Below are 12,957 nucleotides of genomic sequence, written 5' to 3'. Positions count from 1 at the left end.
AAGATGTTTGACCGGAGGGAACTGTGGAGCCTGCAGCCTCGGTGCAAATCACTTCTTGTAGGGCGGGAGGTACACGATTGTCGCTTTTTCGCGCAGTAGCTTGAGATAGCCGTCAACGACCTCCTTCGCCATTTCCTGGCGCAATTGCGCCTCGACCTGCTCGAATGGAGGGATATAGTTTTCGTTGCGATCCTCGATCAGCAGGACGTGCCATCCGAAGCCCGTTTTGATCGGCCTGTTGGCTACCTTGCCGACTGGCGACGAAAAGGCCACTTCTGCAAACTCGGCTATCATTGCTTCTTTCCTGAACCAACCGAGATCTCCACCCTGATCCGCGCTGGGACCCTTGCTGCGGGCTTTGGCGACGGCACTGAAGTTCTGGAAGGTGACGGTTTTCAGTATCTCTCTGGCTTCGGCCTCGGTCGGCACGAGGATGTGCTTGGCCTTGACCGCTGGAAAACCGAGATTCTGCTTAACGGCTGCGTAGCGCTGTCGTAGCGCATAATCCGTCAGCGATTCCTTGACGTAGCGCGCGATGACGGCATTTGCCTGGAGCTGTAGCTTCGTAAGTTCGAGTTGCTTTTGATAGTCCGGATCATGCTCGACCTTGAGCCGAGTGGCTTCCTGCGCGACCAGCTCTTGGTCGAGCACGCGATCCAGCACTTGGCGGCGGACTTCCTGCTCGTGCCCCTTGAGAAGATCTTCCGAGATCTGGGACATTTGGTCGTCGATGCGCGACTGCCTTACGGCGATGCCATTGACCGTGGCGACGACAGCGTTAGGCGCCTGGGCGAGGGCAGGCGTCGCAACGAAAGCGGCGAACAGACTTAAGGTAAGGCGGTCCAAGAACTTCATAAAAATGTCCCCGATGCGCCGCCAGGTGAATGGCGGCCAAAAATCTTAATTGCTCAATCCAATACCACGCGATGTGATATGGCGCATAGAACTTTGGCAATGTGGGGTTGCATTCGCACGGCGGCCGGCCAAATTGTCAAGGCGTCAACTACCCCAGCCGCTGATCCCGCACGTCCTGCGTATCCTCGGATGCCGCCTTGACCGCGGCCTTCTCCGCACCCTTGCCGGCGCCCTTGCGGCTCGCGATCTCCACCGCCTTGCGCCCCGAAATCTCGTGGCCTGCGTCCGCGGGCATCTGCCAGAAGAACCAGCTCGAGGCCGCCGAGGTCAGCGCTACCACGACGAAGGCCGGCGCGAACACCGTGGCGTTGAGCTCGCTGACATGGCTGAACCACATCGTGGTCTCGACACAGGCCGCGCCGACGGCGACGCCGGCCGAGATCGCGAGCTGCTGGTTGACGCTGACGAGGGTGGTGGCGCGGCTCATTTGCGCGGTCTCGACGTCGGCATAGGCGACCGTGTTGATCGCGGTGAACTCAAGCGAACGAAAGAAGCCGCCGACCACCAGGATCACCATGATGATGAGCAGCGGCGTCGTCACCGTGAACAGCGCGCAGACGCCGAGGAAGAACGCGCTGATGATCGCGTTCACCGTCATCAAATTGCGGAAGCCGAACGTGCGGATGATCCGCGCAGCCAGCGTCTTCATGCCCATGGCCCCGAGCGAGGAGGCGAAGGTGACGAGGCCGGAATGGAACGGCGACAGGCCGAAGCCGATCTGCATCAGGAGCGGCAGCAGGAACGGTAGTGCGCCGATGCCGAGCCGGAACAGGAAGCCGCCGAACACGGCGGCGCGCAGCGTCGGCAGCTTCAGGAGCGAGAAGTCCAGCACCGGCGATCTGGTCCGCCGCGCGTGGATGACGTAGAGCGTCATCGAGATCGCACCGCCCACGATCAACGCGGCGACGGTGCTCCACGGCAACAGGTTGAGGCCGGCGACGGAAAGGCCGAAGGCGATGCCTGCGAGCCCCAGCCCAGAGAGCACCATGCCGTAGAGATCGAACGGCTCGCGTTCCTCGCTCTTGATCGGGTCGATGTACTTCAGCGCCATGAAGATCCCGAGCAGCCCGATCGGGATGTTGATCAGGAAGATCCAGTGCCAGGACGCATAGGTCGTGATGAAGCCGCCGAGCGGCGGGCCGATCACGGGACCGATCAGGGCAGGGACCGTCACCCAAGCCATGGCGTTGACCAGCGCGCTCTTATCGACCGAACGCAGCAGCACGAGGCGCCCGACCGGCGTCATCATGGCGCCGCCCATGCCTTGCAGGATGCGCGCGAACACGAAGTCGGTGACCGAGGTCGAGAGCGCGCAGCCGACCGAGCCGACCATGAACACGCCGACGGCGATCGCGAACACCATCCGCGCGCCGAACCGGTCGGCGGTCCAGCCGCTCGCCGGAATGAACACCGCGAGCGACAGCAGATAGGAGGTGATCGCGAGCTTCAGCGTCAGCGGGCTGGTGCCGATGTCGGCCGCGATCGCCGGCAGCGAGGTGGCGATCACGGTCGAATCCATGTTCTCCATGAACAGAGCGGTGGCCACGATCAGCGGAATGACGCGTTGCTTGTCGACCATGAGGGTAATGAAATCGGAAGGAGGGGTGGAGCTGCGGCTTATCACCGCCGTCCGCCGCCGACCATTGCGGATCCACGCATGGCACCTAAATCCGGCGTAACAACGGTGTGACCGTCTTTCGTCATTCCGGGGCGCGCCCACTTGGCGCGAACCCGGAATCCATCGGACCGCAGCATCCGCTACGCGATGGATTCCGGGCTCGCGACTTCGTCGCGCCCCGGAATGACCGGTGGAGGGGACGGTGTACCGAGCCTTTCACCGTGAATCCGGCCAAAAAACCCCTGTGCATGGCTGGCCAGCGGCCCGAATTGCTTTGATTCGTCACGCGGCCGTGCTATCGACCCGCGTCAACCCCACCGATGGGCTCCGATTCTCAAGGCGTTGCCGCAAGGGACGCCGAGGGCGGCGCTCATCCATTAGCATTTGCGGCAGGGCCGCAGGAAGGAGTTGGCAGATGGCCACGGTGCAACTTCAGGGCATCCGCGAAGCCTTTACGTTCGACGACGTGCTGTTGAAGCCTGGCCTGTCCGACGTCATGCCGGGCGAGGTCGACATTCGCTCCCGCGTCACCCGCGCCATCCCGCTCAACATCCCGATCATGGCCTCGGCCATGGACACCGTCACCGAGGCCCGCATGGCGATCGCCATGGCGCAGGCCGGCGGCCTCGGCGTCATCCACCGCAACTTCGATCCCGAAGGGCAGGCCGCCCAGGTGCGGCAGGTCAAGCGCTACGAGTCCGGCATGGTGGTGAACCCGCTCACCATCAGCCCCGACGCCACGCTCGACGACGCGCTCAAGCTGATGAGCGATCACGGCATCTCCGGCATTCCCGTCGTCACCGGCGCCGGCAAGAACACGCCCGGCAAGCTGGTCGGCATCCTCACCAACCGCGACGTGCGCTTTGCCACCGACCGCCGGCAAAAAGTCTCCGAGCTGATGACCCGTGAAGGGCTCGTCACGGTCCGTGAGAATGTCAACCAAGATGAGGCGCGGCGGATGCTGCACCAGCACCGCATCGAGAAGCTGCTGGTGGTCGACGATCAATATCGCTGCGTCGGGCTCATCACCGTGAAGGACATGGAGAAGGCGGTTGCTCATCCGCTCGCCTGCAAGGACGGGCAGGGGCGTCTTCGCGTCGCTGCCGCCACCACGGTCGGCGATACCGGATTCGAGCGCACCGAGCGGCTGATCGATGCCGGCGTCGACCTTGTCGTCGTCGACACCGCGCACGGCCATTCCCGTCACGTGCTGCAGGCGGTGAACCGCATCAAGCGCCTGTCCAATTCGGTGCAGGTCGTCGCCGGCAACGTTGCCACCACGGAAGGCGCGCAGGCGCTGATCGATGCGGGCGCGGATTGCATCAAGGTCGGCATCGGCCCGGGCTCGATCTGCACCACGCGCATCGTCGCCGGCGTCGGCGTGCCCCAGCTCACCGCGATCATGGATGCGGTCGAAGCGGCGAAGAAGGCCGACATCCCCGTCATCGCCGACGGTGGCATCAAATATTCCGGCGACCTTGCGAAAGCGCTCGCGGCCGGCGCCGACATTGCCATGGTCGGCTCGCTGCTCGCCGGCACCGACGAGACGCCCGGCGAAGTGTTTTTGTGGCAGGGCCGTTCCTACAAGGCCTATCGCGGCATGGGCTCGGTCGGCGCGATGGCGCGGGGATCGGCCGACCGCTACTTCCAGCAGGACATCAAGGACACGCTCAAGCTCGTGCCCGAAGGCATCGAGGGCCAGGTGCCCTACAAGGGCCCTGTGGGCAACGTCATGCACCAGCTCGCCGGCGGCTTGCGCGCCGCAATGGGCTATGTCGGCGCGCGCGACATGAAGGAGCTGCACGACAAGGCCCAGTTCGTCCGCATCACCGGCGCGGGCCTGCGCGAAAGCCACGTCCACGACGTCACCATCACGCGCGAGAGCCCGAACTATCCGGGCGGGGGTTAGGCGCTTCGGTCGCGCGCGCGTTTTGCGCGCGATAAGATACTGCCGTGCTTGGTTCGACCGGAGCGGCCCGCGACCGGATTTCGGATAAGCTCGTCGTCGCGGTCGCTCAGGTAAGGTTGAGATGCAATCCTACTCGGCGAATGGCGCTGCATCCACCAGATCAACCACCGAAGGCGCGCTGTATCCTTCGACAAAGCGTTCGCCGAAATCCCGGATGAAATTGTCGTAGCTTGTTTCCGGCCTGGTGCTTGCAATATGGCAGAAGCAGCGGCGGAATTGCCGCTTGATCTGCATTCGCGGGAATTCGGCGACGATCCGCGACACTTCGGCGGCGGGGATGATGTCGTATTGCAGCCCGATGACGTCGAAGCAGATGCCGGCTGTGGCGAGTGCAACCTCGCTCTCTTTGTAGAGAGCGATCGACGGGGTCGAGTTCAGCGCGACGCTGTCCCAGATCAGCTGGGCGCGGCGCCGGTCGAAGCCGCGCTCGGCGGCAAAGTGCCGCGCCTGGTCCGCGCCTTCGACCTCGAAGCGGCGCGGTCCGGCGAAGCTTTCATTCAGCGTGATGTCGTGCAGCAGGGTGCCGACCGCGAGCACCTCCTCATCGTGCACCACGTTCTGCAATTGTCCGAGCCTTGCCGCGAACAGCCACGAGCGGACGACGTGGTTGAACAGATACGGGGCGCAGTGCTGCCGCGCATGTTCGATTGCGGCATCGACTATGGGAGTATCGGGAACGACGACGCCCGCGAGGGTGCGGTGGGCAGGTTTGTCCATGCTGCTGTCTTTCTCGTTGAGATCTGCAATTCAGGTGAACGAGATCGCTAGCTCCGGATGAATTTCAGCAGCTCGGCGTTGATCTGATCCTGATGGGTGGCCGTCAGGCCGTGCGGGGCCCCCGGGTAGTAGACGTCTTTGGCGCCCTTGATGAGCTTCGCCGATTTGCGCGCGGAGTCCTTGACCGGCACGATCTGGTCGTCCTCGCCGTGCAGGACTAGGGTCGGCACATCGAACTTCTTCAGATCCTCGGTGAAATCAGTTTCCGAAAAGGCTTTGACACTCTCATAGGCATTCTTGGCGCCTGCCTGCATGCTCCACAGCCAAAACTGGTCGAGCGTGCCCTGCGAGACTTTTGCACCAGGCCGGTTTGCGCCGTAGAAGGCAATCGCCAGATCCTTGTAGTATTGCGACCGGTCGCCGGCGACGCCTGCACGAATGGCGTCGAACACCTCGATCGGAAGTCCCTCCGGGTTGGCTTCGGTCTTCAGCATGATCGGCGGCACCGCCGCGATCAGTACCGCCTTGGCGACGCGACCGGTACCATGGCGGCCGATATAGCGTGCGACCTCGCCACCGCCGGTGGAATGGCCGATCAGCGTGGCGTCGCGTAAATCAAGCGCTTCGATCACCGCGGCGAGATCGTCCGCATAGCCGTTCATGTCGTTGTGCTCCGAGGCCTGGCTGGAGCGACCATGACCGCGCCGGTCGTGCGCGACGACGCGAAAGCCGTGCTGGGCAAGGAACAGCATCTGGCCGTCCCAGGCGTCTGCATTCAGCGGCCAGCCGTGCGAGAAGGTCACGACGGGGCCTTGGCCCCAGTCCTTGTAATAGATCTCGGTGCCGTCCTTGGTGGTGATCGTGCTCATTGTTTTGCGTCCTTTGGGGTGAGGAGAGGGTTGTGGAGCCAGTCGGCGAGCCGGGTCCGCCCGAGCTGCGGCTCGTCGCCCGGCGTCAGCGACTGATCGTTCAGGGTCAGGCCGAAATAGTCGGCGTGGATATCGGGGATCACACGGCGTGTGTCGCCCCTGGCGGCCAGAACCTGCTGCGCAAAGTCATCGAGGCCACGCCTTTCGGGACCAGCGATCTCGACTATGCGGTTGCGGGGCGGACCAAGCGCCAATTCGGTCAGTGTGGCCGCGACGTCGTCGGCAGCGACGGGCTGGAGATGCGCAGGCGACAGCCGGATCACGTCGCCCTCGGCGCCGCCTGCGATGATCGCGTCGATGAATTCGAAGAACTGGGTCGCGCGCAGGATGGTGTATGGAAGCCCCGATGTTTGGATGAGCTCCTCTTGCACAAGCTTTGCGCGGAAATAGCCGCTCGTCTGCAGTCGGTCGGTGCCCACCACCGACAGCGCGAGATGATGCTTCACCTCGGCGGCGGTTTCGGCCGCCAGCAGGTTGCGGCCCGAGGTCCGGAAGAAATCCATCGCGGTCTTGTCGTCGAAGGCCGGCGAGTTCGCGACGTCGATTACGACTTGTGCACCGTCGACTGCCTCGGCGAGGCCCTCGCGGGTCAACGTGTTGACGCCGGAGGAGGGCGAGGCCGCGACCACCTCGTGGCCTTTGGCCTGAAGCCTGCGCGCCACATTGCTTCCGATCAGGCCGCTGCCGCCGATCACCACGATCTTCATTGTGCCCTCGCGTCTCGTTCGCTCCAGAGGCGGCAAGGATGCGCCGGAATCCGGCCCAAGACCTTGGTATGGACGTGCAGCGCCCTTGGTTTTTGCTTGAAATCTACTTGCAGTTTCGTCCAAACAGGGCGCAGCAGCATCGGCTGGGTGCGCCGAGAGCGGGATGCCGCTCGGGTTTCAATCAGGGTCTTTGTGGTGCGGTTCACCTTCGAAGCCTATGTCCTCGATGAGGACCGGCGGGAGTTGCGGCGGGACTCCGAGGCGGTCAGCCTCACGCCGCAGGCTTTCGATCTGCTGCTGTATCTGGTGCGCAACCGCGGCCACGTCGTCAGCAAGAATGATCTGTTCGACACGGTCTGGGGCGGGCGGATCGTCTCGGAATCGACGCTGGCCAGCCACATCAACGCTGTGCGCAGGGCGCTGGAAGACAGTGGAGAGGGACAGCGGCTGATTCGAACCGTTCCGCGTAAGGGGTTCCGCTTCGTCGGCGAGGTGCACGTAGCGGCCGATCAGCGCATCGCGATCGTGCCGTCGGCGGAGAAGCCGGTTGCCGCGCTCGACCTGCCCGACCGGCCCTCGATCGCAGTGCTGCCGTTTCTGAACCTGAGCGGGGACCCCGCTCAGGACTACTTCGCCGACGGCGTCGTCGAAGACATCATCTTCGGTCTGTCGCGAATCCGCTGGCTGTTCGTGATCGCCCGCAATTCCAGCTTCACCTACAAGGGCCGCGCGGTCGATGTGAAGCAAATTGGCCGCGAACTGGGCGTACGCTACGTGCTGGAAGGCAGCGTGCGCCGCTCCGCTGGCCGCGTGCGCATCACCGGACAATTGATCGACGCCTCCACCGGCGCTCATCTGTGGGCTGAGCGGTTCGAGAGCGCGATGGACGACATCTTCGAGCTGCAGGACCAGATCACCGCCAGCGTCGTCGGCGCGATTGCGCCGCAGCTCGAGCTCGCCGAAATCGAACGCGCCAAGCGCAAGCCGACCGAAAGCCTCGATGCCTACGACTATTATCTCCGCGGCTTGGCGCAATTCCACACCGCGACCCGCGACGGAATCGATGGGGCATTAGCGCTGTTCTATGGGGCGATCGATCGCGATCCGGACTTTGCTGCGGCTTATGGCATGGCGGCGTGGTGCTTCTACTGGCGCAAGATGAATCGCTGGCTCGCAGACCGCGCCGCCGATGGCGCCGAGGCGGCGCGGTTGTGCCAGCGCGCGGTGACGCTGAACAAGAACGACGCAGTTGCATTGTGCCGTGGCGGCCACGCATGGCCCCATTTCGGCGGCGATCTGGACACCTGCGTCGCCCATGTAGACCGCGCGCTGGTGCTCAATCCGAATTCGTCGACGATCTGGTATCTCGGCGGGTATCAACGAATCTCGATGGGCGAACACGACAGCGCGATCGACTATTTCAGTCGCGCCATGCGGCTCAGCCCGCTCGACCCCGAGATATTTCAGATGCAGACCGGGATCGCGATGGGACATCTGTATTGCCGCCGCTTCGACGAGGCGGTGGCGTCACTGCAGCGGGCGTCGCGGCAGATGCCGAACGTCCTGCGGGTGGCCGCCTTCATGGCGGCGAGCCACGCGCTAGCCGGGCGGATGGACGAAGCCCGAGAAGCGATGGCCCACGTCCGCAGGCTGGATCCGACTTTACGGGTCAGCGTTTTGGAGGATTGGCTGCTCGTCCGCCGCCCGCAGGATTTCGCGCTCGCCTCGGAGGGCATGCGGATGGCCGGGCTACCCGAATGAAGGACGCCGTGTCGGCACAAGTGCTGGAAACGGCGACAACAGGTCTGAACAGGCTTGATCGGCGATAGGCCTTGAATCGACGCCGACGCGCCCTCGGCTCCGAGGGGCCAACCGCTCACCGCTTTTGTGTTGACGCGCCTCGCTGCCTCCGCTTCCGTCCGTATCGAAAGACAAAAGGAGGAAGCCATGGCCCAAGCCAAACGCATCGTTCTCGCCGCGCGTCCCGTCGGCGAACCCAAGCCGTCTGATTTCCGTTTGGAGGAATTCGCCGTTCCGACGCCAGGGCAGGGCGAAGTCCTGCTGCGCACGATCTGGCTGTCGCTCGATCCCTATATGCGCGGGCGCATGAGCGAAGGGCCGTCCTACGCAGCTCCGGTGCCGGTCGGCGGCGTGATGGAAGGCGAGGCGGTCAGCGAGGTCGCGGCCTCCAACAATCCCGATTTCGCGGTCGGTGACATCGTGCGCATCCGCTCGGGCTGGCAGACCCATGCGATCTCGAACGGCAAGGGCCTGATCAAGGTCGATCCCAAGCTCGGGCCGATCTCGACCTCGATCGGTGTGCTCGGCATGCCCGGCATGACCGCCTATACCGGCCTGCTCGACATCGGCAAGCCGCAACCGGGCGAGACTGTCGTCGTTGCCGGTGCGTCCGGCGCGGTCGGTTCGGCGGTGGGGCAGATCGCGAAGATCAAGGGCGCACGCGCGGTCGGCATCGCCGGCGGCGAGGACAAGTGCGACTACGTCGTGAAGGAGCTCGGTTTCGATGCCTGCATCGATCACCGCGATCCCGATCTCGCCGCCAAGCTGAAGGAAGCCTGCCCTGGGGGTATCGACGTCTATTTCGAAAATGTGGGCGGTGCCGTGTTCGAGGCGGTGTTCCCGCTGCTCAACCCGTTTGCGCGCGTGCCGGTGTGCGGCCTGATCGCCCATTACAACGACACCGAGGCCAAGCCGCCGAAATGGGCCGCCAGCCTGATGCGCGCCACGCTGACCAAGCGGCTGACCTTCCGCGGCTTCATCGTCTCAGACTTTGCCGCCCGCCACGGCGACTTCCTGCGCGACATGTCCGGCTGGGTTCGCGACGGCAAGGTCAAGTACAAGGAGTTCGTCACCGAGGGCCTGGAAAGCGCCCCCGGCGCCTTCATGGGCCTGCTGAAGGGCGCCAATTTCGGCAAACAGTTGGTCCGGGTCGGGCCGGACAAGGCCTAGGCATGATCCGGAAAAGTGCGAAGCGGTTTTCCGGAAAGATCATGCCCAAACAACAACCTAAAGCGCGAGCGCATTTGTCGCGCTTTAGGCGACAGGGAATGGGACTCACGTGGCCCCGCGGGCACACGCCGCGTGGGGATAGTTAAGAAAGAGTCACCAAATGGTCACACCTGCCCGCAAAAGCCGCGGGTGTGACCGCCTGTTCATTGACGGCCGGACGAAGGCATTGAATCATCGCGCATATTTTAGGTGCTGCGATGTTAGAGATTGGTATTTTCAGCGTCATCCTCCTGGCCGTCGGCTATTGGGCGACCATGTTCATCATGGGCCGTCGCGACGACGTCATCCATGGCAAGTTCGTTCACGCCGAGGACGAGGGCGAATTCGCCCCGGCCGCGATGCCCGCGCCACCGCCATTCCCGAAGCGTCCCGTGAAAGCTGCGCAGCGCCCCGCTGCTCAGCCAGCCGGCACCGAGGCCAAGCCGGTGAACAGCGCCGCGCTGCAATCGCTGCTCGCCGCGATCCAGCAGGATCTCAAAAGCGTGGCTTGAGTCTTCCGCGAGGCCGCAACACAAGAGCGGCTGAGGTTCAGCCGCACATGTGCGCCATGGCTGTGACGGCGCGCTACAGCATGATTCGGAAAAGTGGGTAGCGGTTTTCCGAAAAGCTCATGCTCAAACAGTAACCCAAAGCGCGATGATCTTAATCGCATCGCGCTTTAGGCGGCGTGCCGCATGCGTTCGATACTCTGAGTAATATGGTTTCCTGCATCGTCAGCGACCTTCAAAGACATGTCCGCCATCCGGCGGCTGGTATCGAGGGCGCTTCTGATCGAATCGCGCATCAGATCGGTCTGCACAGCCGCCAAATCCTGCGGAGTTCGGCAGCGCCAGAGTTCATTCATACGGTCCATGGTCCTCTCGATCTGCTGTCGAACGAAATCGAAGTACTCGCGTGAGACGCCGTTCATTCCTTTGACGACCGCGGTTGTAGAGTACATGATTGCTTCAGCGTTGCGGACCGATCGTTCTGTTGCCTGCTCCGTTTCATTGCCCGTCACACCGAACGTGCGACCAAGCTGATCAGCAGACCGGCCCAACATCACAGTGGCCATGTCGACGCCGAAGCGCCAACTGTTTTGCAACATCTCGGCATTCTGTTGCAGCAGGTGACTGCTGGCTTGGGCTACCTCCTCGCTGGCCTCAGCGGTAGCTAAGCCGATCCGTCTGGTTTGCTCAGCGGTCCTTTCGGCGGCGCGGCGCATTGTGTCCTCAGGGCTTTGCGTAGACTTTTCCTCCTGGCGTGGATTAGCCATCTGTTGCTCCTTGGTTATTGTTGGTGACGTCGGATCCTCTCCGTCACAGGTGCGATCACAGGTGCGATCCTTAGCGGCCAACGTGGGCATTTCTCGACCGTTCCGGGGCACGTGATTTTTAATCAATCCTCCGCGACCGCGCGCAGGAACGAGCGCTTCAACTTCCAATTACTCCATGGATTGGTTCACTTGCTTGGCGCCGCGGGTCTCATGTTCATACCCTCGATCATCAAGGGTCAGTAATGACCACCGCTGAAACCGTGTTGCTCATCGCTGCCTTGTTATTGGCGCTTCTCGTCGTCGGTAACGTCGGCTTCTCCAAACTGGCCGAGTGGAGGAATCCACCAATCGGCAAGTTCCTCGAATGCGACGGCGTGGTACTCCACTATGTCGATCGAGGGGATCCGGCCGCTCCTTGCGTCGTGCTGCTCCATGGCAACGGATCCATGGTCCAGGACTTCACGATCAGCGGTCTGGTCGATCTTCTTGCCCGCACCAATCGCGTGGTGTGCTTCGATCGCCCAGGCTTTGGCTATAGTCAGCGGCCGCGGCTCCGAATATGGACCGCGGCAGCTCAAGCCGCTCTGTTGGCGAAGGCGCTCAATCAACTTGGAATCCGCAATCCGGTTGTGCTCGGCCATTCTTGGGGCGCCTTGGTCGCTATCGCTCTCGCCGTGCGAAAGGATTATCCGACCCAGGGTCTTGTGCTTGCGTCAGGGTACTATTTCCCGACCGGCCGATTGGACGTGTGGCTGATGTCAGGTCCAGCCATACCGGTCCTCGGCGACCTGGTCAGTTACACTGTCGCGCCGATCGTTTCGTGGGCCGTCCTGCCAGGAGCTCTCCGCAAGATCTTTGCGCCCCGTTCTGTCCCGCAGACGTTCAGGAATGAATTTCCAGCGTCTTTGGTGCTCAGGCCCACACAGTTGAGGGCGGCTGCGGAGGAAAGTGCACTCCTCATTCCAACTGCAACACAATTCCAAGCTTATTATCCAGCCATCGGCGAGCGAGTGCAGATATTCCACGGAACAGAGGACCAAGTGATCGAATTCAGACAAGCGCAGGATTTACATCAAGCACTGCCTCGGTCCGATCTTCACCTTGTTCCAAATGCCGGGCACATGGTCACGTACGCAGACCCCGCCGCCATCGTGGAGGTCGTCAACTCAATGACGAACTCCTGAGATCGGCAGCGACGGCCGTCACTGGGCCTTGCCGCGTGCAGGCGCAGCAACCGGCCGCAATTCCATTCTTGATATGCCTGCTGCGACGTTCACACCTGTCTGCGCCTGGACGGACACCGGCTGCAAGGCGATCGTACGATCCGAGCCGCCCACCAGGAGGTTGGCACCAACTCCGGCGCCGACAGTGCCGCCGGCGGTCGCGCCCGCATAAGTTCCGGCCAAGGCTGCCCGGCGAACTGTCGTTGGCGCAAACACGGTCCAAACGAGCTGACCGCCGGACGTGGCTCCTATGTCCAGACCAAGCGTGCTGACGGTGCCTTCGTAAGCCTCGCGCGCCCTGCCTCGTGCCGATGCATAGATGCAGCTCAGCTGCCGTTGTCCCGCAACAATCATGCCGACTCCGGGCGATATGTTGCACGTGAGTGTGCCGACTCTCGAGCGCCCAGCCTCCTGCGCCGTTGCCGGAACCATCGTGAGGACGAGTGCCAAGGCCGCGCAAGCCGTGGCCAAATTGGTCAGCCTCGCTTCATTCAGCGTTGTCCTGGTCATGGGGCCTCCATCGACGTAGTCTGATCGTCCTTCAATGCGCGCGGAGCCAGCGATGTTCCTGTTGGTCGCAAGCCGAAGCTCCAG

The 12,957-nt window shown here is 63.0% G+C and carries 12 protein-coding genes; 5 read left to right on the top strand and 7 right to left on the bottom strand.

The window, feature by feature from the left end; translation table 11 throughout:
• Positions 1-48: 48 nt before the first annotated feature.
• Complete coding sequence (locus ACTEK7_RS05865) at positions 49-855, bottom strand: peptidylprolyl isomerase (RefSeq protein ID WP_225146614.1); 807 nt, start codon at positions 853-855, stop codon at positions 49-51.
• 148 nt (positions 856-1,003) lie between these two features.
• Complete coding sequence (locus tag ACTEK7_RS05860; RefSeq protein ID WP_225146615.1) at positions 1,004-2,494, bottom strand: MDR family MFS transporter; 1,491 nt, start codon at positions 2,492-2,494, stop codon at positions 1,004-1,006.
• 454 nt (positions 2,495-2,948) lie between these two features.
• On the opposite strand from ACTEK7_RS05860, the gene guaB reads away from it, so the two are divergent.
• Positions 2,949-4,442 (top strand): IMP dehydrogenase, encoded by a 1,494-nt coding sequence (gene guaB / locus ACTEK7_RS05855; protein ID WP_036001027.1) that lies wholly within the window; start codon positions 2,949-2,951, stop codon positions 4,440-4,442.
• A 129-nt stretch (positions 4,443-4,571) separates the two neighbouring features.
• Here guaB and ACTEK7_RS05850 read toward each other — a convergent pair whose 3' ends face one another.
• The 3 genes from ACTEK7_RS05850 to ACTEK7_RS05840 are packed head-to-tail and all read right to left on the bottom strand — an operon-like array spanning position 4,572 to position 6,855.
• Positions 4,572-5,219 (bottom strand): HD domain-containing protein, encoded by a 648-nt coding sequence (locus ACTEK7_RS05850; protein ID WP_225132975.1) that lies wholly within the window; start codon positions 5,217-5,219, stop codon positions 4,572-4,574.
• Positions 5,220-5,266: 47 nt separating this feature from the next.
• Positions 5,267-6,088 (bottom strand): alpha/beta fold hydrolase, encoded by an 822-nt coding sequence (locus ACTEK7_RS05845; RefSeq protein ID WP_036022549.1) that lies wholly within the window; start codon positions 6,086-6,088, stop codon positions 5,267-5,269.
• Positions 6,085-6,855: an SDR family oxidoreductase gene (locus ACTEK7_RS05840; RefSeq protein ID WP_225146616.1), complete on the bottom strand. Its 771-nt coding sequence runs from the start codon at positions 6,853-6,855 to the stop codon at positions 6,085-6,087. Before ACTEK7_RS05840 ends, ACTEK7_RS05845 begins: the two co-directional genes overlap by 4 nt.
• Positions 6,856-7,050: 195 nt before the next feature.
• Here ACTEK7_RS05840 and ACTEK7_RS05835 point away from each other — a divergent pair, with 195 nt between their 5' ends.
• The 3 genes from ACTEK7_RS05835 to ACTEK7_RS05825 all read left to right on the top strand — a co-directional run bounded on the left by ACTEK7_RS05835 (position 7,051) and on the right by ACTEK7_RS05825 (position 10,376).
• Entirely contained in the window at positions 7,051-8,616 is a 1,566-nt protein-coding gene (locus tag ACTEK7_RS05835) for a winged helix-turn-helix domain-containing protein (RefSeq protein ID WP_225146779.1), read from the top strand.
• 186 nt (positions 8,617-8,802) lie between these two features.
• On the top strand, positions 8,803-9,825 hold the full coding sequence (locus ACTEK7_RS05830) for an NADP-dependent oxidoreductase (protein ID WP_225146617.1): 1,023 nt from the start codon (positions 8,803-8,805) through the stop codon (positions 9,823-9,825).
• A 257-nt stretch (positions 9,826-10,082) separates the two neighbouring features.
• Positions 10,083-10,376: a hypothetical protein gene (locus ACTEK7_RS05825; RefSeq protein WP_225146618.1), complete on the top strand. Its 294-nt coding sequence runs from the start codon at positions 10,083-10,085 to the stop codon at positions 10,374-10,376.
• A gap of 167 nt (positions 10,377-10,543) precedes the next feature.
• On the opposite strand, the gene ACTEK7_RS05820 is transcribed toward ACTEK7_RS05825, so the two are convergent.
• Positions 10,544-11,140: a phasin family protein gene (locus ACTEK7_RS05820; protein ID WP_036001015.1), complete on the bottom strand. Its 597-nt coding sequence runs from the start codon at positions 11,138-11,140 to the stop codon at positions 10,544-10,546.
• A 242-nt stretch (positions 11,141-11,382) separates the two neighbouring features.
• Here ACTEK7_RS05820 and ACTEK7_RS05815 point away from each other — a divergent pair, with 242 nt between their 5' ends.
• A complete protein-coding gene (locus ACTEK7_RS05815) occupies positions 11,383-12,324 on the top strand; it encodes an alpha/beta fold hydrolase (RefSeq protein ID WP_036001002.1) in 942 nt (313 codons plus the stop codon).
• An 18-nt stretch (positions 12,325-12,342) separates the two neighbouring features.
• Here ACTEK7_RS05815 and ACTEK7_RS05810 read toward each other — a convergent pair whose 3' ends face one another.
• Positions 12,343-12,873 (bottom strand): DUF992 domain-containing protein, encoded by a 531-nt coding sequence (locus tag ACTEK7_RS05810; RefSeq protein WP_050995857.1) that lies wholly within the window; start codon positions 12,871-12,873, stop codon positions 12,343-12,345.
• Positions 12,874-12,957 lie beyond the last annotated feature (84 nt).

The organism is Bradyrhizobium sp. JHI2711 (genome assembly GCF_056156565.1).
Note: the sequence above shows the minus strand (reverse complement) of the source record. Positions and strands in the feature narration are given on the sequence as shown.